This window comes from Providencia sp. PROV208, assembly GCF_028479465.1.
In the GTDB taxonomy this organism is placed as follows: domain Bacteria; phylum Pseudomonadota; class Gammaproteobacteria; order Enterobacterales; family Enterobacteriaceae; genus Providencia; species Providencia alcalifaciens.
In genome coordinates this window covers 69394-88624 of record NZ_JAMPNS010000020.1, presented here as the reverse complement: position 1 = coordinate 88624, position 19231 = coordinate 69394, and the positions used below count along the sequence as shown (strand labels likewise).

The 19231-nt window shown below is 41.8% G+C and carries 19 protein-coding genes; 12 read left to right on the top strand and 7 right to left on the bottom strand.

The features are described 5' to 3' along the window. The first annotated feature begins 167 nt into the window (after positions 1–167). Together PR766_RS15875 and mdtD are read left to right on the top strand one after the other, a co-directional pair. On the top strand, positions 168–860 hold the full coding sequence (locus PR766_RS15875; RefSeq protein ID WP_006663275.1) for a FadR/GntR family transcriptional regulator: 693 nt from the start codon (positions 168–170) through the stop codon (positions 858–860). 44 nt (positions 861–904) lie between these two features. Continuing rightward, complete coding sequence (mdtD, locus tag PR766_RS15870; protein ID WP_006660667.1) at positions 905–2311, top strand: multidrug transporter subunit MdtD; 1407 nt, start codon at positions 905–907, stop codon at positions 2309–2311. Here mdtD and rbsR read toward each other — a convergent pair. The 6 genes from rbsR to rbsD all read right to left on the bottom strand — a co-directional run bounded on the left by rbsR (position 2308) and on the right by rbsD (position 8176). Further along, positions 2308–3309, bottom strand: coding sequence for a ribose operon transcriptional repressor RbsR (gene rbsR / locus PR766_RS15865; protein ID WP_006663274.1), 1002 nt, complete (start codon positions 3307–3309; stop codon positions 2308–2310). The genes mdtD and rbsR overlap by 4 nt on opposite strands. A gap of 9 nt (positions 3310–3318) precedes the next feature. Beyond that, positions 3319–4242, bottom strand: coding sequence for a ribokinase (rbsK, locus tag PR766_RS15860; RefSeq protein ID WP_036962448.1), 924 nt, complete (start codon positions 4240–4242; stop codon positions 3319–3321). Positions 4243–4345: 103 nt separating this feature from the next. Next, positions 4346–5236 (bottom strand): ribose ABC transporter substrate-binding protein RbsB, encoded by an 891-nt coding sequence (rbsB, locus tag PR766_RS15855; RefSeq protein ID WP_006660664.1) that lies wholly within the window; start codon positions 5234–5236, stop codon positions 4346–4348. A gap of 39 nt (positions 5237–5275) precedes the next feature. After that, positions 5276–6238 (bottom strand): ribose ABC transporter permease, encoded by a 963-nt coding sequence (rbsC, locus tag PR766_RS15850; protein WP_006660663.1) that lies wholly within the window; start codon positions 6236–6238, stop codon positions 5276–5278. Continuing rightward, entirely contained in the window at positions 6235–7749 is a 1515-nt protein-coding gene (gene rbsA, locus PR766_RS15845; RefSeq protein WP_006660662.1) for a ribose ABC transporter ATP-binding protein RbsA, read from the bottom strand. The genes rbsC and rbsA overlap by 4 nt, the downstream gene beginning before the upstream one ends. 7 nt (positions 7750–7756) lie before the next feature. Beyond that, positions 7757–8176 (bottom strand): D-ribose pyranase, encoded by a 420-nt coding sequence (rbsD, locus tag PR766_RS15840; RefSeq protein WP_006663271.1) that lies wholly within the window; start codon positions 8174–8176, stop codon positions 7757–7759. A gap of 391 nt (positions 8177–8567) precedes the next feature. Here rbsD and ravA point away from each other — a divergent pair, with 391 nt between their 5' ends. Together ravA and viaA are read left to right on the top strand one after the other, a co-directional pair. Next, positions 8568–10085 (top strand): ATPase RavA, encoded by a 1518-nt coding sequence (ravA, locus tag PR766_RS15835; RefSeq protein WP_006660660.1) that lies wholly within the window; start codon positions 8568–8570, stop codon positions 10083–10085. A gap of 2 nt (positions 10086–10087) precedes the next feature. Next, the gene (viaA, locus tag PR766_RS15830; RefSeq protein ID WP_154635901.1) at positions 10088–11545 is read left to right on the top strand and encodes an ATPase RavA stimulator ViaA; all 1458 of its coding nucleotides are present in this window, start codon (positions 10088–10090) and stop codon (positions 11543–11545) included. Here the strand turns inward: viaA and asnA are convergent, their stop codons facing one another. Next, positions 11546–12538 carry an aspartate--ammonia ligase gene (gene asnA, locus PR766_RS15825; protein ID WP_006663268.1) on the bottom strand — a complete coding sequence of 331 codons (993 nt, stop codon included), beginning with the start codon at positions 12536–12538 and terminating at the stop codon, positions 11546–11548. A 161-nt stretch (positions 12539–12699) separates the two neighbouring features. On the opposite strand from asnA, the gene asnC reads away from it, so the two are divergent. The 8 genes from asnC (at position 12700) to atpF (ending at position 19222) form a co-directional block, all read left to right on the top strand. After that, the gene (asnC, locus tag PR766_RS15820; protein WP_006660657.1) at positions 12700–13161 is read left to right on the top strand and encodes a transcriptional regulator AsnC; all 462 of its coding nucleotides are present in this window, start codon (positions 12700–12702) and stop codon (positions 13159–13161) included. A gap of 92 nt (positions 13162–13253) precedes the next feature. Continuing rightward, positions 13254–13700, top strand: coding sequence for an FMN-binding protein MioC (gene mioC / locus PR766_RS15815; protein WP_006663267.1), 447 nt, complete (start codon positions 13254–13256; stop codon positions 13698–13700). Between the two features lie 376 nt (positions 13701–14076). After that, positions 14077–15966, top strand: a complete 1890-nt coding sequence (gene mnmG / locus PR766_RS15810) for a tRNA uridine-5-carboxymethylaminomethyl(34) synthesis enzyme MnmG (RefSeq protein WP_154635900.1) — start codon at positions 14077–14079, stop codon at positions 15964–15966. Between the two features lies 1 nt (position 15967). After that, on the top strand, positions 15968–16591 hold the full coding sequence (rsmG, locus tag PR766_RS15805; RefSeq protein ID WP_006660654.1) for a 16S rRNA (guanine(527)-N(7))-methyltransferase RsmG: 624 nt from the start codon (positions 15968–15970) through the stop codon (positions 16589–16591). A gap of 589 nt (positions 16592–17180) precedes the next feature. After that, the gene (gene atpI / locus PR766_RS15800) at positions 17181–17555 is read left to right on the top strand and encodes a F0F1 ATP synthase subunit I (RefSeq protein WP_006660653.1); all 375 of its coding nucleotides are present in this window, start codon (positions 17181–17183) and stop codon (positions 17553–17555) included. Between the two features lie 33 nt (positions 17556–17588). Next, positions 17589–18407 (top strand): F0F1 ATP synthase subunit A, encoded by an 819-nt coding sequence (gene atpB / locus PR766_RS15795; protein WP_006660652.1) that lies wholly within the window; start codon positions 17589–17591, stop codon positions 18405–18407. 46 nt (positions 18408–18453) lie between these two features. After that, positions 18454–18693 carry a F0F1 ATP synthase subunit C gene (atpE, locus tag PR766_RS15790; protein WP_004246596.1) on the top strand — a complete coding sequence of 80 codons (240 nt, stop codon included), beginning with the start codon at positions 18454–18456 and terminating at the stop codon, positions 18691–18693. Between the two features lie 58 nt (positions 18694–18751). Then, positions 18752–19222 (top strand): F0F1 ATP synthase subunit B, encoded by a 471-nt coding sequence (gene atpF, locus PR766_RS15785; protein ID WP_006660651.1) that lies wholly within the window; start codon positions 18752–18754, stop codon positions 19220–19222. The last annotated feature ends 9 nt before the right edge of the window (positions 19223–19231 follow it).

Below are 19231 nucleotides of genomic sequence, written 5' to 3'. Positions count from 1 at the left end.
TCGCAGAAATCCCGCAAGTGTTTTTTTACATATTTATTTCGTTCGCGTTTTTTTTAGCCAAATATGACTTAATACCGTAAATTACTACTGTTTTTTGACTATTTCAGCAGCAATAATTGATTTACTCACGTAACATATCAGTGATTAGTATCTGCATGGGATAAATCATGGAATTGAGTAAACAACAAAATGCCTCACAAAAAAACCTCTCTTTTATTATTGCTCGGAGTCTTGGGCAGCTCATTTTAAAAGAATCCTATTTATCTGATACTATTCTTCCCAGCGAATTAGAGTTATCAAAACAGTTTAATGCCAGCCGAACAGCCATCAGAGAAGCCATTAAAATATTAGCCGCGAAAGGTATGGTTTTAGCACGCCCCCGAATTGGTACTCGAGTGATGCCCGCTTCTAATTGGAACTTCCTCGATCAAGACTTGCTAAATTGGTGGATTAACAGTGAAGAAAAATCCGTGGTGATTAAACACTTTCAAGTTGTTCGTCTCGCCATTGAACCCCAAGCTTGTTATCTCGCAGCACTAAACGCCACAGAAGAACAAAAACAGACCCTGCAATTACTGTCTAATGAGATGACTCTCCTCGATAAGGAGTTTGATAGGTCTCATTGGATAAAAGTCGATTTTCGTTTTCATCTAACTATCTATCGTGCGTGCTGTAATCCATTTTTAATTTCGTTCGCCAATCTCTTTAGATCGGTATATCAACTTTACTTTGATGCAATAACGGAAAATGATGCAATAGAAGTAGAACTTCACCAACAACTTGCCGATGCTATTATTAATGGTAAGAGTCGTGAAGCTTGCGATCTCTGCTATACCTTATTAACGACAATGCAAAAATAAGCTAATAGAACGAATTCGCTCACCAAATTATCAATAGGTAACGGATGTTTAAGACTGCTAAAAATATGTCGGGTTTGCCGTGGATTGCCGCGATGGCTTTCTTTATGCAAGCGTTGGATGCCACTATATTGAATACGGCACTACCTGATATTGCCAAAAGTTTGCATCATTCCCCATTAGCGATGCAATCTGCCGTTGTGAGTTATACCTTAACCGTGGCGTTATTAATCCCAGTGAGTGGTTGGTTCGCAGACAGATTTGGCACTCGACGTATCTTTATTATTGCCGTCTCTCTCTTTTCTCTAGGTTCACTACTCTGTGCACTTTCTCCTTCACTCACAGTGTTAGTGGCTTCACGAGTGATTCAAGGAATTGGCGGTGCGATGATGATGCCTGTAGCAAGACTCGCATTGATCCGTGCTTACCCCCGTAGTGAACTCTTGCCAATTTTAAACTTTGTGACTATTCCTGGATTAGTCGGTCCTATATTAGGACCTTTGTTAGGCGGGATTCTTGTCACCTATGCCACATGGCATTGGATATTTATTATTAATATCCCTATTGGTGTACTCGGTATTATTTATGCATTAAAGCATATGCCTGATTTTAAAATGCCGAAACGTAAGTTCGATACCCTCGGGTTTATCCTATTCGGGTTTGGCTTGGTCATGCTCTCAGTCAGTCTGGATCTGTTTGGCGATAAATCATTATCTAGCTATATACCTTTAGCGATAGTTCTGGGCGGTTTTCTTTGCCTTCTTCTTTATATACTTCACGCAAGGCGCATTAAGCATGCGATTATTCCGCTCAACTTATTTAAGACGAGAACCTTTTCCATTGGTATTAGCGGTAACATCGCCACTCGATTAGGTACTGGAAGTATTCCATTCTTAATGCCATTGATGCTGCAAGTAGGATTTGGTTATGAAGCCGTTGTGGCAGGAATGATGATGGCTCCGCTGGCGATTGGGTCAATTACAGCTAAATCTGCAGTCACCAGAATCTTAACTCGATTTGGGTATCGAAATACGCTGTTTACTGTCACGGTAATTATCGGGTTGATGATTTCACAATTTTCACTGCAAAGCCCCGATATGTCGATTTACTTGCTCATTATCCCACTGTTTATTTTAGGAATGGTGATGTCCACACAGTTCACTGCCATGAATACCATTTGCTTAGCGGACTTAACAGATAATAACGCTAGCGCCGGCAACAGTATGTTAGCCGTGACTCAGCAACTGTCTATTAGTTTTGGGATCGCGGTGAGTGCTACCATTTTGAGCTTTTTTGATAATCAGCCAAATAGCAATGTTGTGGATAACTTCCATTACACATTTATTACGATCGGAGCTATCACGTTACTTTCTGCCTTTGTGTTTCTATTACTCAGTAAAACCGATGGTGATAATTTAATTAAAGATAAAAAATCCGAGAAAACGCAGAATTAGCGTTTCCTCACTGATTGACGTTCCACTAGTTTTGGCGTTAAGACTAAAACAGATGGTTCAGCATCTGGATTATCCATTCGATAAATAAGTTGGTTAACCGCTTGCTGACCAAGTTCATCTTTCGGCTGATGAACCGTGGTGAGTGGCGGGATCATATAAGAAGAGAGTGCAATATCGTCATAACCAATAATGGAAATGTCGTCAGGCACTTTCATGCCTTTTTGGTAAATCGCTTGGTAAGCACCGACCGCCATCGCATCATTCCCCGCAAAAATAGCATCTGGGGGATTCGGTAGTGCCAAGAGTTTATTCATCGAGTCAAATCCACCCGAAAACTCAAAATCACTGAAGATAATGTATTCATCGTAGATATTCAGCGATGCTGCTTTCATGGCATGAAGGAAGCCTTGATAACGCGCCTGCGCTGGGGATTTATCTTGAGGACCGGCAATACAAGCGATTCGCGTAAAACCAGCATCAATTAAATAACGTGTTGCAATTTCACCACCAAGGAACGAGTTATCTTGGATAATATCGCCAGCAGATTCAAATGGAGACCAGTCCATCATCACTGTTGGAACCGATGGATAACGGGAAAAAACAGTTTTGGATGGTCCCTGCACTTCAGTACACATAATAAGTAGCCCATCAACGCGCTTTTGCAGCAAAGTTTCTAAGCTATGATCCATGCGTTTCAGATCCCCTTCCGTGTTGCATAGGATCAAACTGTAACCCAGTTCGTAGCAACTACGCTCGACTCCACGCACCACCTCAGCATAAAAAGGGTTATTACTCGCAGTGAGTAACATACCGATTGTATTTGTGCGATTCATTTTCAAACTTCTCGCTAAGGCTGAAGGTGCATAATTGAGTTGTTCAATTGCACTTTTTACCCGTGAGGTCACACTTTCACTGACATAGCGATTTTGGTTGATAACATGGGAGACGGTGGATGTTGATACGCCCGCAAGGCGAGCAACATCTTTCATTGTTGCCACAAATTAATCCTATTGAAGAAGAAACTGGTCAATTTCATTACGCCATGGAACAGAAGGTTGTGCCCCCGGGCGCGTAACTGCAATAGCCGCAGCTGCGTGAGCAAAGATGATAGCATCTTCATCGGATTGGCCTTCAAGTAGCGCAGTTACATACGCCCCATTGAATGTATCACCTGCTGCAATGGTGTCTACTGCTTTCACTTTAAAGCCCGGTATTATTTTACCTTGCTTACCTGATTCGCTATACCAAACGCCTCTAGCACCCAATGTAATCATCACTTTATGAATACCTTTTTGATGAAGCGCTAGTGCTGCTTTTTGCGCACCATCGTCATCATTAACAGCAATCCCCGTTAAATGCTCAGCTTCAGTTTCATTTGGTGTAATAACATCCACCAGCGACAACAGCGAATCAGGCAACGCTTGTGCAGGCGCAGGGTTTAAGATCACTTTAGTTTGATGTTGGCGAGCAATTTCAGCTGCCATTTGTACCGTTTCAATCGGAGATTCTAGTTGCATTAATAAGGCATCTGCATCAATGATTTTTTGTTGATAAGCCGCTAATCGTTCAGTAGAAAGGTGTCCGTTTGCCCCCGCATTAATCCCAATGATGTTTTCACCTTGACCATTAACATAAATCAGAGCGACCCCTGTTGTTTCACCTGCAACAGAGTCAATGCAGTCAATCTTGATGGTATCTTTTTGTAACTGTTTTTTGATGCTAATGCCAACATCATCATCACCAACACAAGCAATAAATGTTATATCAGCACCACTACGTCCTGCCGCCACAGCTTGGTTAGCCCCTTTGCCGCCGAAGGCAACTTGGTAGCGATCGCCTCTTACAGTTTCACCTGGCTGGGGAAACTGTTGCACATTCAGAATGTGGTCAACGTTGATACTGCCTAAAACAACCAGTTTAGCTGCTGCCATAACATTTATTTCCTTTTGCTACGCAATTAAATAAACCGCCGCTATAGTTCACGGCGGTTCTTCAATCTTCTTGTTTTATCAAGGATTGTTACTTTATATGGAATTATTGTTTTACCACGAGTTCTAATTCAACGGGAACTGTTGCTTCTACTTTTTCGCCTTTTAATACTTTATCTGCGATCTGTACCCCAACAATACCAATTTGATCTGGGCGCTGAGCAATTGTCGCTCCTAATTTTCCGCCTTGAACTGCCTTAATACCGTCATTTGTGCCATCAAATCCAACCACTAGCACATCATCACGACCCGCAGTTTGCAGCGCTCTTAATGCACCGAGTGCCATTTCATCATTTTGCGCAAAAACAGCCTGAACAGCAGGATGTGCTGTCAGTAAGTTTTGCATAACGTTCAAGCCTTTAGTTCTGTCGAAATCCGCAGGCTGGCTCGCTAATACGTTGAATTTATGCTCTTTCGCACCCGCATTGAAACCTTCACCACGCTCACGAGCCGCAGAAGTTCCAGAAATACCTTCTAATTGGATCACTTTAGCGTCATTACCCGTTTTCTTGGCGATAAAGTCTGCCGCCATTTTTCCGCCCATGCGGTTATCGGAAGCAACATGGCTCACCACTTCACCTTTATTAGCTGCACGGTCTAAGGTGATAACAGGAATTTTTGCTTTGTTTGCCATCAGAATTGAGTTGCCCACCGCATCAGAATCAGTTGGGTTGATCAGCATTAATTTGGTGCCGCGCACCGTTAAATCTTGTACGTTCGCTAACTCTTTCGCTGGGTTATCTTGAGAATCCAAAACAATCAGTTCATAACCCAGTTTGTCCGCTTCTTTTTGTGCTGCATCTTTCATGGTCACAAAGAATGGGTTGTTCAGGGTTGAAATAACCAGCGCGATGCTCTCTTTTGCCATCGCATTCACACTGACGGTTGCTGTTAGTGCAAATGCGGTAAATAAAGTCGCTAATTTATTCAGTTTCATAAGAAAATTCCTGTCGTTATCGGGTAGGGGTCATAATTACTATTTTTTGTTATCAACGAGCACTGCTAATAAAATCACAACGGCTTTAACAATCATTTGGTAATTTGAAGAAATACCTAATAAGTTCAATCCGTTATTTAGGAAACCGAGAATCAAGGCACCAATCAGCGTACCAACTATACGCCCCTTACCACCAGCAAGACTTGTACCACCGAGGACAACCGCGGCAATCGCATCTAATTCATAGCCATTACCTGCCATTGGCTGAGCTGATGATAAACGTGCAACTTCGATGACACTCGCCAGAGCAGCTAATAAGCCACATAAGGCGTAAACGATAATTTTAATTTTATCGACATTAATCCCCGACAAGCGGGTTGCTGATTCATTTCCACCTAACGCATAGATATAACGACCTAAGCGAGTGTGGTGCAGCATGTACCACGCTGCAGCAAAGACGATAACCATTAACCATACAGGGGTAGGAATACCTAATGGGCGACCAATACCAAACCAACCGAACAAGTCAGCGTTATCACTAAATCCAGTATTAATTGGGCTACCATCAGTATAAACACGGGTCACACCGCGCAGTAATAACATCATCACTAATGTTGCAATAAATGCCTGTACTTTACCTTTGGCAACAATCACACCTGTACATGCCCCAATTGCTGCTCCGAGCGCTAAAGCGCCTGCCACTGCAACAAATGCATTAACATCAGCACCGACCATAGATGCCGCAACAGCACCGGTTAGCGCCAGTAGTGAGCCGACTGATAAATCAATACCTGAAGTCAGAATAACCAATGTCATTCCCACAGCCATGATAGCGTTCACAGAAGTCTGTTGAAGGATGTTAAACAAGTTGTTTACTGTAAAAAAGTTGGGGCTTAAGGTTGAAACAATCGCAATTAAAACTAATAGGGCGATTAAGGATTTTTGCTCCATTAGCCATGCTTTGCTGAAGTAGCGTTTTGATGGTGCGGTTGTTGAACTCATGCTGTTAACTCCTGAACTGAGCCGTAATTTTTACCGACTGCGGCCGCCATTAAGGCTTCCTGCGTTGCTTCTTTGGCGGAGAATTCGCCGCTGATATGCCCTTCATGCATAACCAAAATGCGATCGCTCATCCCAATGACTTCAGGCATTTCTGAAGAAACGAGGATGATACTCAGCCCTTCTTTTTTGAATTGGTTAATTAATTGGTAGATCTCTTTTTTTGCCCCAACATCAACACCGCGGGTTGGTTCATCAAGAATCAGAACTTTTGGACGGGTCATTAATCCACGGGCAATTGCCACTTTTTGCTGGTTACCACCAGATAAATTGCCAATTATCTGATCCATGGATGGGGTTTTAATATTAAATAAGCGGATAAAATCCCCTACGGTCATTTGCTCTTCACCATGCTTTAATGTACCGCCAAAGTGGCTGAAGTAACCTAATGCAGTTAAGGACATATTTTCTTTTACTGACATCCCCAGTACTAAACCATCGCGCTTACGGTCTTCGGAAATATAAACGATGCCGTTATTCAAACCATCTTGTGGGGTTTTTAAGGTGACGTTTTTGCCTTCTAGCTGGATATTGCCGGATTTTTTCGGTGCTGCGCCGTAGATGATTTTCATCAACTCTGTACGTCCTGCGCCCATCAAACCTGAAACACCTAAAATTTCACCGCTTCTTAGTGTGAAACTAGCATTGGTTACACCGGGACCAGAAACATTTTCAACTTGAAGACGAATATCACCAACAGGCACATCGACTCGCGGATATTGGTCTTCCAGCTTACGTCCGACCATCATCTCAATCAGTTTTTCTTCTTCTAATTCACTGACGGGCTTTTCACCAATAAACTGGCCGTCACGAAAAACGGTCACATCGTCGCAAATTTCGAAAATTTCTTTTAAACGGTGAGAGATATACACAATCCCGCAGCCTTGGGATTTTAAATCTTCAATCACGCGAAAGAGTGAGGCGGTTTCGGTATCAGTCAGTGCATCTGTCGGCTCATCCATAATGATGACTTGAGATTGGAAACTGAGAACTTTAGCAATTTCGACCATTTGCTGTTCACCAATGGATAATTCAGCAATGGTTTGGTGACTATCGTAATTAAGATTGAGTCGCTGGAGGAGTTTATCTGACTCACTAAACATTTTGTTCCAGTCAATTTTGCCAAACTTGTTTACAAACTCGCGACCTAAAAAGATATTTTCAGCAATGGTTAATTCTGGAATTAAGTTTAGCTCTTGGTGAATGATCCCGATCCCCGCTTCTTGGGAACTCTTTGGACCATTAAATGCCACGTCTTTACCAAGGTAACGGATCGCTCCCGCATCTTTATTGTAAATCCCCGTGAGCACTTTCATCATGGTGGATTTACCGGCACCATTTTCTCCCACTAGCGCCATCACTCTACCTGGGTAGACTTTTAGAGCGGCTCCAGAGAGTGCTTTTACTCCGGGGAAAGCTTTATCAATGCCGATTAGTTCTAATAAAGGTTGCATAGTCACCTCAGAAAGTCACACCGGAACAAAGAATGATATTTGCGTAGGGTGAACATTCCCCTGTTCTGATCACGGCTTTACTATCATGAGTTCGTTGTTTGAAATGCTCATGGCTGCAATAAATGACTTCAATGTGATTTCCCTGTGCTGCTTCTAATTCACGAAGATGGGCTAAAATAGCTTTTTCCATTTGTGGATTTATTTTGCTGATTTCTTGGGCAAGTATTGCTTTTTCTACTTGCATTTCTTGGGTAACGACCCGCAAAACAGACATGAAATCCGGTAGTCCTTGTGTCACTGCTAAATCAATACGTTCTGTGCCAGTAGGAATTGGCAAGCCAGCATCGCCAAGCGTGATATGGTCGGTATGACCCAATTTCGCAATCACGGCAGCAATATTAGCGTTAAGCAGCATACCTTTTTTCATTCTTTACCACCGTTTTTAGTCTGTTTTTTCTACTATGGGGTTTCGATACATCTCAAGCGAAACGTTTCGCTCATACAATAATAGTAAAGAACAGTCACAACTCAATATTCTTATCTTGGTTTTGTGATCACTATCGAAACGTTTCGTTAGCCTATTTTTACGCATAAAAAGCTAACTTATTGAATAAGTTATCGCTGAATCGTTCCTGCTCAGTAAATATTCAATCCGCCAACACACGGATATTAGGTGTGCTTTATGCCAAATAATATCAAAGAAAAATCACGAAACTGATTGCACAATGAATAAAAGGACGGATAACCTAGCAATAGCTTGGTCAATAACCATCTCCCTCTAACCCTTAGACGAGTTATTTAGAGAAAAGGAACCCCTTATGCAATTAGCTGAACGGATAGCCCAATTGAGCAACTACCTTGAAGGTGGCTTGTATGAACGTCAGCAAGCTATTCGTTTGTGTTTACTCGCGACTCTCAGCGGAGAAAGCGTATTTTTATTGGGACCACCGGGAATAGCGAAAAGCTTAATTGCCCGTCGTATGAAATATGCATTTCGCCAAGCTAATGCCTTCGAATATTTAATGACTCGCTTTTCTACTCCTGAAGAGATATTTGGACCACTATCCATTCAAGCCTTAAAAGATGAAGGTCGCTATGAACGGTTAACCAAAGGGTATCTACCGGATGCGGAAGTTGTCTTTCTGGATGAGATCTGGAAAGCGGGTCCAGCGATTTTAAATACCTTATTGACCGCCATTAATGAGCGTAAATTCCGTAATGGGGACGTAGAAAAAAATATCCCGATGCGCTTATTAGTGACGGCATCTAATGAACTGCCGGATGCTGATAATAGCCTTGAAGCACTTTTTGATAGGATGTTACTGCGAATTTGGCTGGATAAAGTTCAAGAAAAACAAAACTTCCGTGCTTTATTAACGGGCAAATATCCACAAGAAGAGAATTTGGTTCCTGATCACCTAAAAATCAGTGAAGAAGAGTACCGGGAATGGCAAAAAGAAATTCCCAAAATTTCGCTGCCCGATCATTGTTTTGAACTGATTTATCAGTTACGCCAACAGATTGATGCAACAGAAAAGAATTTATATGTCTCTGATAGACGCTGGAAGAAGGCCGTTTATTTATTACAGGCAAGTGCTTTCTTTAACGGTCGGGATTCAGTTTCACCTTTGGATATTGTGCTGCTCAAAGATTGTTTATGGCACGATATGCAGTCTATGAATTTACTGCCCCAGTTGATCAAATCTCTCGTTCAAGAGGATGGCTGGCAACAACGTAAATTTACGCGAGAAATTGAGCAAGTTTACCAACAATGGATGTCATCCACGCAAGATCAAAATAATCAAGATGCGTTTAAGGTTTTAAAAAATAATGCGATGTTTGCACGCAAAGCCTCTTATGTATTACCTGAAAATATCAGCGAAGGACGTATGACCCTCTTTTTACATCGCCCATTGCAGCTGCATAATATGAAAGTGACATTTATCACGACTGAGAAAAAGGCGTTGGTGAATTTCTTAAATAAAGGGACTACGTTATCTGCCCATCTTAATGGTATTGGTTTCGCCCAAGAACTGGCAGCTGAAGTGAATAATTTAAACCAAATCCAGCTATTAGATGTCAGTCATCAAGCATCAACCTTATATTTGCAAAATAAAAACGTCGCTGCGACACCCGCCACAAATAATAAAGAGTGGTTAGATAAACTGGATACCATTCAAAATGAGATTCAAGGGGCAAAATATCAATTTGAAAAACAACAACCCAATCTATTTATCGAAGCACATTGGCTGGCAGGTGTCGAAGAGAGTTTCATGAAGCTTACCGATAAATTAACACAGCTCCGTCAGCAAATACTGGGCAAAGTGGCTAACTAATTATGATGAGCCTAGCGTCGTTAGAGTTACTGCTTTCCGTGAATGAAAGCCAGCTCATTGAGGAGATTATTATTTCTCTTCTTGCTACCCCACAGCTGGCCGTTTTTTTTGAAAAGCACCCGCGATTAAAAAAAGCGCTCTTAAAAGATCTCTCCAGTTGGAAAAAAGATCTTAAGCAAAAACTACAAGATGCTTTAGTTCCCCAGCAATTATCTGAAGAATTTGGGCTATACCAAAAATCATTAGGGATACCCACGGATACTTTTTTCTCTCAATTACCCAGTGTCATCGCCAGATTAGAGCAGCTGGATTCGCCGTTTTACCGTGAAGCATTACAACTGCAAAAAGGGAAAATAGAAAATCGGAGTGCACGGCAATCTTTGATTGTTCAACGCTGGCGCATCAGTTTGATTTTACAAGTAACAACTTTACATAAAGAGCTCCTAGAACAAGAAAAAGAGCAATTGTTGGCGGAACTACAACGACGCTTAGCTCTCAGTGGCAACCTTGAGGATATTTTAGGTGAAAATGAACGCTCTTCAGGACGTTTATGGGATCTTAGTAAAGGGTTTAGTAACCCTGCTTCTTATAATGACCAGTTGATTGCCCGCTACAGTGATTTTTTACGTCAGCAACCTGAACTGGAGAAAATAGCCCAGCTGTTAGGACGCAGCCAATCTGCAAAATCTCTTCTGGATGATAACGTCATCCTTGAACCGATGACGGTAATGGAAAAAGTCCCAGAAACAGTACCTGAACAAGTGAATGGTTTAAACCAAAGTGATGATATTTTGCGGTTATTACCCGCTGAACTCGCAATGTTAGGGCTAGAAGATATCGAATTTGAATTTTACCGAAAGCTACTAGAGAAACAGCTCATTACCTATCGATTGCAAGGGGAAAGTTGGCAGGAACGCAAGGTTTTGCGCCCAGTAACCCATCATCAGCATGAAGAACAGCCTCGGGGACCGTTTGTTGTTTGTATCGATACTTCAGGCTCCATGGGAGGCATTAACGAGCGCTGTGCAAAAGCTTTTTGTCTGGCTTTAATGAAAATTGCGCTGGCGGATAATCGAGCCTGCCATGTCATGCTGTTTTCCACTGAAATAGTCCATTATGATCTTCTCTCGGCAGATGGTTTAGAACAGTGTATGCGCTTCTTACAGCAAACATTTCGTGGAGGTACTGACTTAGCGGCATGTTTACGCGAAACAACCGTAAAATTAGAATCAAAACAGTGGAGTGATGCGGATGCGGTTGTGATTTCGGATTTTGTGGCTCAACGTTTACCTGATGAGCTGATCCAAAAAATAAAATCCCTTCAAAAAGTTGGTAAATACCGCTTCCATGCGGTATCTGTCTCAAATTATGGGAAGCCCGGTATCATGAAGATATTCGATCATATCTGGCGTTTTGATACAGGGCTAAAAAACCGATTACTGCGCCGTTTTAATCGATAATTACAGCATATCTTCAACGGTTTCAGTCATTTCAGGTGACCAAACACCACACTGAACTTGACCAATATGTTTGCGTTGTAGCAGCAACATCACTAAACGAGATTGACCAATACCACCCCCGATAGATTGTGGCATTTCACCTTTCACTAATGCTTGATGCCATTCCAGCTCCATACGTTTTTCATCACCAGTTAATGCCAGCTGGCGAGTTAAGCACTCTGGGCTTACGCGGATCCCCATTGAAGAGATTTCAAACGCATCTTGTAGTACAGGGTTCCAGACAATGATGTCACCGTTTAAGCCTTTAAAACCATCTTCGTTTTCTGTGGTCCAATCATCGTAGTCTGGAGCACGAACATCATGGGATTCGCCGCTAGACAGTTTTCCACCTATACCGATTAAAAATACTGCCCCAAATTCTTTAGCAATTGCACGCTCGCGACCTTTCGCGTCTAAGTCTGGGTAACGTTTTAGCAGCTCTTCACTGTGGATAAAGTGAATTTGGTCTGGCAGGAACGGTGCCAAACCAAATTCTTTACTTACGGCAGCTTCTGTTTCTTTTATTGCCTTATAGATTTTACCCACTGTCTGCTTCAGATAAGGAAGTGTACGCTCCTCATCTGCCATCACTTTTTCCCAATCCCACTGGTCAACATAGACGGAGTGGATTGGGGTTAAGCGATCCTCGTCCGGACGTAACGCTTTCATATGTGTATACAGACCCTGACCTTCGCTGAAACCAAAACGACCTAAGGTTTTGCGTTTCCATTTAGCCAAAGAATGCACTACTTCAAACGTTGCACCAGGAATGGATTTCACTTTTACCTGAACGGCTTTTTCACAGCCTGATAAGTTATCTTGAGTACCATCGCCTAAGCGGCTCAGGATAGGACCTTGAACTTCAATGAGACCAAGCTCTTTTTCAAGTAAACGTGAGAAATAAGATTTAACAAAACTGATTTGTTGCTGATGTTCGATGAATGACTTGTCCATAATATTACCCATAATTTGTTTGCTGTAATTAGCCGATGTGTAGATTAAGCAACAAAATGAGGTATAAATTCAATATCCATCATTAAAAAAAGCCTTTACTGTTTATTTTGATTAAAAAAATGGGTATAAAAATGAATAATCATCAAAATGGAGACTAAATAATGCCTGAAAATTATCAAATCGATAATCTCGATCGTGACATACTTCACGAATTAATGGTCAATGCGCGTACACCTTATGCTGAATTAGCCAAAAAATTCTCAGTAAGCCCAGGGACCATTCATGTGCGAGTGGAAAAAATGAAGCAAGCGGGGATCATAAAAGGCACACGTATTGATATCAGTGCAAAACAACTCGGCTTTGATGTCTGCTGTTTTATCGGGATCATTTTAAAAAGTGCTAAAGACTACCATACAGCCCTTAAAAAATTGGATGCTTTAGAAGAAGTGGTTGAGGTTTACTACACAACAGGTCAATACAGTATCTTTATTAAAGTCATGTGCCGATCGATAGATTCTCTACAAGACGTACTTATCAACAAAATCCAGACCATAGATGAAATACAGTCCACAGAAACGCTGATCTCCTTACAAAACCCGATCATGCGTACGATCAGCCCTTAGAAAAAAAAATGATATAACCACATTATCCACAGGTAGATCCCAGCTCATTCACAGCGTACAATAGCGCCCTGTTAATGTGAAAGAGAATAACCATGAGCGCAACAAAAGTAACCTTAATTAGCGGTAGTACCATGGGCAGTGCCGAATATGTCTCAGAGCATATGGCAGAGATTTTAGAAGAACTCGGCTATGAAACGGATATACAGCACGGTCCTGAATTAGATGACTTACCGCTTGAAGGGTTATGGCTGGTGGTTAGCTCTACACATGGCGCAGGGGATCTTCCCGAAAATATTCAACCTCTTGCTGAAGCTATCCAGTCTCAATCACCTGATCTCAGTAAGATCAAGTATGGTGCCGTAGGTATTGGTAGCTCGGAATACGATACCTTTTGTGGTGCGATCCACACGCTAGATACTTTATTACAAGAAAATGGCGCGAAAAGGATCGGTGATTGCTTTGAAATTGATGTTCAGCAACACGAAATTCCTGAAGATCCTGCAGGAGAATGGGTTAAAATTTGGGCAAACGAACTCTAATTTGTTCAAATTAGCAGCAACCAACTGTGGATAACTACGGTAAGATCATGGTATTAACCGGTAGTTATCCAGATTATAAGTTTTAGGTCGTTCAAGGCCTGTGCATAAGTCCCTATTTAGATCCCAGCTTATACGCAATAGGATCACGGATCATTCACAGTATATGATCCTTTACACTTTGATGATCTTTAAAGTGAAAAATCACTTATCCACAGAAATGGTCGATCCTAATAAAAGATCTAATAAAGAGATCTTTAAATAAAAAAGATCTTTATATTATATAGGCGGGAGGTCAGGGCTTGGTCTCCCCAACAAACTTGAGTAGAATTCACTCCTCGAATGCAGAATCCGCATTTTCTAACGTTAAGGTTCACACATGTTTTATCCAGAGCAATTTGACGTCATCGTAATTGGTGGTGGTCATGCCGGTACTGAGGCAGCAATGGCAGCTGCACGTATGGGGCGTCAAACCCTATTACTGACTCACAATATTGATACATTGGGCCAGATGTCTTGCAACCCAGCCATCGGTGGGATCGGTAAGGGACATCTGGTAAGAGAAATTGATGCCCTTGGTGGTTTAATGGCAACCGCAACAGATAAAGCGGGTATTCAATTTAGAACGCTCAATGCAAGCAAAGGTCCTGCTGTTCGTGCAACTCGAGCACAAGCAGACCGCGTGCTATATCGCCAAGCGGTTAGAACGGCATTAGAAAATCAACCAAACTTGATGATCTTCCAACAACCTGTTGAAGATCTGATTGTTGAAAACAACCGAGTAACCGGAGCTGTTACTCGCATGGGCTTAAAATTTAAAGCCAAAGCTGTGGTATTGACTGTGGGTACTTTCCTTGATGGAAAAATTCACATTGGTTTAGAAAATTACAGTGGTGGTCGTGCAGGAGATCCTCCAGCCATTACGTTATCTCAACGCTTAAGAGAATTACCATTACGTGTAAATCGTTTAAAAACTGGGACACCACCACGTATTGATGCAAGAACGATCGATTTCAGTCAACTGGCACAACAGCTAGGTGACGACCCAATGCCTGTATTCTCATTTTTAGGTTCACAAGAGCAGCATCCACAGCAAGTGCCTTGTTACATCACCTATACCAATGAACAAACCCATGATGTGATCCGTAATAACTTAGATCGCAGCCCTATGTATGCAGGGATCATCGAAGGGATAGGTCCTCGTTACTGCCCTTCAATTGAAGACAAAGTGATGCGCTTTGCAGATAAAAACGCTCACCAGATCTTTTTAGAACCAGAAGGTTTAACAAGTAACGAAATTTACCCTAATGGGATCTCCACCAGCCTGCCATTTGATGTACAAATGCAAATTGTCCATTCTATGAAAGGGATGGAAAATGCAAGGATCATTCGACCTGGCTACGCTATTGAGTACGATTTCTTTGACCCACGAGATCTGAAACAAACGCTGGAAAGCAAATTTATTGAAGGCTTGTTCTTTGCTGGTCAAATTAACGGAACCACAGGTTATGAAGAAGCCGCAGCACAAGGCTTATTAGCGGGTCTGAATGCTGCACAACACGCGTTTGGCTTAGATGGTTGGTTCCCACGTCGTGACCAAGCCTATGTGGGCGTACTGGTTGACGATCTGTGCACATTAGGAACCAAAGAACCGTACCGCATGTTCACTTCGCGTGCGGAATACCGTTTGATGTTACGTGAAGATAATGCGGACTTACGTTTAACTGAAAAAGGTCGTGAATTAGGCTTAGTTGACGATGTTCGTTGGGAACACTTCAACCGAAAAGTCGAATTGATCGAAAAAGAACGTCAACGCTTAAAAGACATTTGGGTTCACCCTAAATCAGATAACCATGAAGAAATTGACCAAATTTTGACCGTGCCATTATCCAAAGAAGCGAATGGTGAAGATTTACTACGCCGTCCTGAAATGACGTATCAAATGCTGACTTCGTTGGATTTGTTTGCTCCAGGCGTTGAAGATCCTCAAGCTGCAGATCAAGTTGAAATTCAAGTGAAATATGAAGGCTATATTGCACGTCAACAAGAAGAGATCGAGCGTCAATTACGTAATGAAAACACGTTGCTTCCTGTGGATTTAGATTACAAACAAGTCAAAGGTCTCTCGAACGAAGTTATGGCGAAGCTGAATGATCACAAACCAACTTCTATCGGTCAGGCTTCACGTATTTCAGGGATCACACCAGCAGCAATTTCGATTCTGCTTGTTTGGCTGAAGAAGCAAGGCATGCTACGTCGGAGTGCATAATATGGATTTACTCAGCAAACTGACAAAGCTATTGGCAAAAGCCGATATCCAACTGACGGATAAGCAAAAACAGCAATTAGTTGATTATGTTGGCTTACTGCACAAATGGAACAAAGCCTACAATTTGACGTCGGTACGTGAGCCTGAACAAATGTTAGTTCGCCACATCATGGACAGCATCGTGGTGAACGGACATCTCAAGGGTAACAAATTTATCGACGTAGGAACCGGTCCTGGGCTTCCTGGCGTTCCTTTGGCCATTGTCCGTCCAGATGCTCACTTTGTATTGCTTGATAGCTTAGGGAAGCGTGTACGCTTTCTTAAGCAGGTTCAACATGAACTCGGTCTGACGAATATTGAACCTGTGCAATTTAGAGTGGAAGAGTATCCTGCCAATGAGGGATTTGATGGGGTTATCAGCCGAGCTTTTGCTTCACTTAATGACATGTTGAGCTGGTGTCATCATCTTCCCGCGAAAGAAGGGCGCTTTTATGCCTTAAAAGGCGTGGTTCGTGATGAAGAGTTAGCGCAGCTCCCTGAGGGTTTTGAAATTGAGTCAATCACAGAGCTAAAAATTCCTGAATTGGATGAGCAACGGCACTTGGTTAAGCTATTAAAAAAATAACTTAATTGTGAGCAAAATTATTTTATCTTTTAGAGCGGTAGCCGTACATTTACAATGTTACGGCTATTTTTATATTTAATTAAAATAAAATTATTTTAAATTCACTTATTATTTACATGATATTAACCAATATATATCAAAAATAATCACGTTAAGGGTAATAATATTCCCAATCTAATATTTTTACTAAATCGTTTTAGCATTAATAATGAAATATTCAAATTATCATTTGCTATTTTTTGTGTAAAAAATAACAAGTTTAATTATTTGATTTATGGCTTAAAAATAGGTTCCTAACCAGATAAAGAGTGTGGTTATTAATCAAGAGATTACTATTTGTTGTGATCTTAATCACATAAAGTTATTTTTAGGCGACTAATCGTTAATAAATTATTAATCTCACCTGTCTTAATTCTGCGCTATCTCGAAAAAATTAAATATTTATTCACCTTTTCGCTACTTACTGATTGAATTCATTTCGCCTGCCCGTATAATTTGCACGTTTTTGTCTCTTGACACATTTAAGCAAAGGCAGTTTTATACAACCCTTAGCGTTTCTTAGGCTGAGAGAGCTGGGAGTACACAAGTTATGTTTGTTTCCCTTTATGGCAGTAATGCGACTAAGCAACTGTCTATTCAGTTAATAACTTTTGTAATCCTCAGTGGGGCTTTCTGTGCAAATAGTATAGAATGGGGGGCCTCTGCTCTTGCTGGTGGGTTAGCATGCTGGTTACCAAATATCGTATTTATGCTGCTATCACGCTTTCAAAAAGCAAAAGAAGAGGATGAACCTATCCGCATAGCCTGGTTCTTTGCATTAGGAGCAGGGTTAAAGGTTGTTACAACAATTACTGTCTTAGTTGTTGCTTTTGGTGTGTTTAAAGCGTCACTAACACCACTGGGTTTGACCTATTTAGCGGTGCTGATTGTTCAGATTGTTGCACCAGCCGTTGTAAAACGGTAAGTATTTTTAAACTACAAAAGGGTAAGAGGCATCATGTCTGCATCAGGAGAAGTGATGACTACAAATGAGTACATAGGTCACCATCTGAGAAACCTTCAGCTGGATCTACGTACCTTTGAGTTGGTCGATCCCCACGCTAGTCCAACGTTTTGGGCGTTAAACATTGACTCGCTTTTTTTCTCAGTAGTTCTCGGGGCTTTATTCCTGTGGCTATTTAGAAAAGTTGCAGCCAATGCGACTAGTGGCGTACCCGGTAAGTTACAGACTGCAATAGAACTGATCATTGGTTTCGTTGATAACTCAGTCCGTGATATGTATCACGGGAAGAGCAAAGTTATTGCCCCTCTGGCATTAACAGTGTTCGTCTGGGTATTTTTAATGAACCTTCTGGATCTACTTCCAATTGATTTCATCCCATACATCGGTGAGCACTATTTAGGTTTACCTGCTCTGCGTATTGTTCCAACCGCAGATGTAAGTATCACGATGTCGATGGCAATTGGTGTGTTTATCCTAATAATCTTTTACAGCATCAAGATGAAAGGAATTGGCGGATTCACGAAAGAGCTCACTATGCAGCCTTTCAACCATCCGGTATTTATCCCTGTAAACTTGATTCTTGAAGGGGTTAGCCTGCTGTCAAAACCTGTATCACTCGGTCTGCGACTGTTTGGTAACATGTATGCAGGTGAATTGATCTTTATTCTTATCGCGGCTCTGCTTCCGTGGTGGTCACAGTGGTTGTTAAGCCTGCCTTGGGCTATCTTCCACATACTGATTATTACGCTACAAGCCTTTATTTTTATGGTTCTGACTGTTGTCTATCTGTCGATGGCATCTGAAGAGCACTAATTTTATTATCAATAATTGTATTAACTGAAACAAACTGGAGACTGTCATGGAAAACCTGAGTATGGATCTGCTGTACATGGCTGCCGCTATTATGATGGGTTTAGCGGCGATCGGTGCTGCGATCGGTATCGGCATCCTAGGTGGTAAATTTTTAGAAGGCGCTGCTCGTCAGCCAGATTTAATTCCTCTGCTGCGTACACAGTTCTTTATCGTAATGGGTCTGGTCGATGCTATTCCGATGATTGCTGTTGGTCTGGGCTTATATGTAATGTTCGCTGTTGCCTAATTAACGTTACGGCACATATTAAGAACATTAACTAACTAATAAATAAGAGGTATTGTCTGTGAATCTAAATGCAACAATCCTCGGCCAGGCTATCGCGTTTGTCCTGTTTGTTTTGTTCTGTATGAAGTATGTATGGCCACCAATTATGGCGGCCATAGAAAAACGTCAAAAAGAAATTGCTGACGGTTTATCTTCCGCAGAACGTGCTAAAAAGAACCTGGAACTGGCGCAAACCGACGCAACCGACCGACTGAAAAAAGCGAAAGCTGAAGCTCAAGTCATCATCGAGCAAGCGAATAAACAACGCACTCAAATGATTGATGAAGCTAAAGCGGAAGCAGAAGCAGAACGTGCAAAAATCGTAGCACAAGCGCAAGCTGAAATTGATGCTGAGCGTAAACGTGCACGTGAAGAGTTACGTAAACAGGTTGCGATGCTTGCTATCGCAGGTGCCGAGAAGATCATCGAACGTTCCGTGGATGAAGCTGCTAACAGCGACATCGTTGATAAACTAGTCGCTGAACTGTAAGGAGGGAGG

Bases quoted from the DNA above. Each gene is read 5' to 3' on its own strand.
- PR766_RS15875 (WP_006663275.1), top strand. From the start codon at position 168: ATGGAATTGAGTAAACAACAAAATGCCTCACAAAAAAACCTCTCTTTT.
- mdtD (WP_006660667.1), top strand. From the start codon at position 905: ATGTTTAAGACTGCTAAAAATATGTCGGGTTTGCCGTGGATTGCCGCG.
- rbsK (WP_036962448.1), bottom strand. From the start codon at position 4,242: ATGGCAGCAGCTAAACTGGTTGTTTTAGGCAGTATCAACGTTGACCAC.
- rbsB (WP_006660664.1), bottom strand. From the start codon at position 5,236: ATGAAACTGAATAAATTAGCGACTTTATTTACCGCATTTGCACTAACA.
- rbsC (WP_006660663.1), bottom strand. From the start codon at position 6,238: ATGAGTTCAACAACCGCACCATCAAAACGCTACTTCAGCAAAGCATGG.
- rbsA (WP_006660662.1), bottom strand. From the start codon at position 7,749: ATGCAACCTTTATTAGAACTAATCGGCATTGATAAAGCTTTCCCCGGA.
- rbsD (WP_006663271.1), bottom strand. From the start codon at position 8,176: ATGAAAAAAGGTATGCTGCTTAACGCTAATATTGCTGCCGTGATTGCG.
- ravA (WP_006660660.1), top strand. From the start codon at position 8,568: ATGCAATTAGCTGAACGGATAGCCCAATTGAGCAACTACCTTGAAGGT.
- viaA (WP_154635901.1), top strand. From the start codon at position 10,088: ATGATGAGCCTAGCGTCGTTAGAGTTACTGCTTTCCGTGAATGAAAGC.
- asnA (WP_006663268.1), bottom strand. From the start codon at position 12,538: ATGGACAAGTCATTCATCGAACATCAGCAACAAATCAGTTTTGTTAAA.
- asnC (WP_006660657.1), top strand. From the start codon at position 12,700: ATGCCTGAAAATTATCAAATCGATAATCTCGATCGTGACATACTTCAC.
- mioC (WP_006663267.1), top strand. From the start codon at position 13,254: ATGAGCGCAACAAAAGTAACCTTAATTAGCGGTAGTACCATGGGCAGT.
- mnmG (WP_154635900.1), top strand. From the start codon at position 14,077: ATGTTTTATCCAGAGCAATTTGACGTCATCGTAATTGGTGGTGGTCAT.
- rsmG (WP_006660654.1), top strand. From the start codon at position 15,968: ATGGATTTACTCAGCAAACTGACAAAGCTATTGGCAAAAGCCGATATC.
- atpI (WP_006660653.1), top strand. From the start codon at position 17,181: ATGTTTGTTTCCCTTTATGGCAGTAATGCGACTAAGCAACTGTCTATT.
- atpB (WP_006660652.1), top strand. From the start codon at position 17,589: ATGTCTGCATCAGGAGAAGTGATGACTACAAATGAGTACATAGGTCAC.
- atpE (WP_004246596.1), top strand. From the start codon at position 18,454: ATGGAAAACCTGAGTATGGATCTGCTGTACATGGCTGCCGCTATTATG.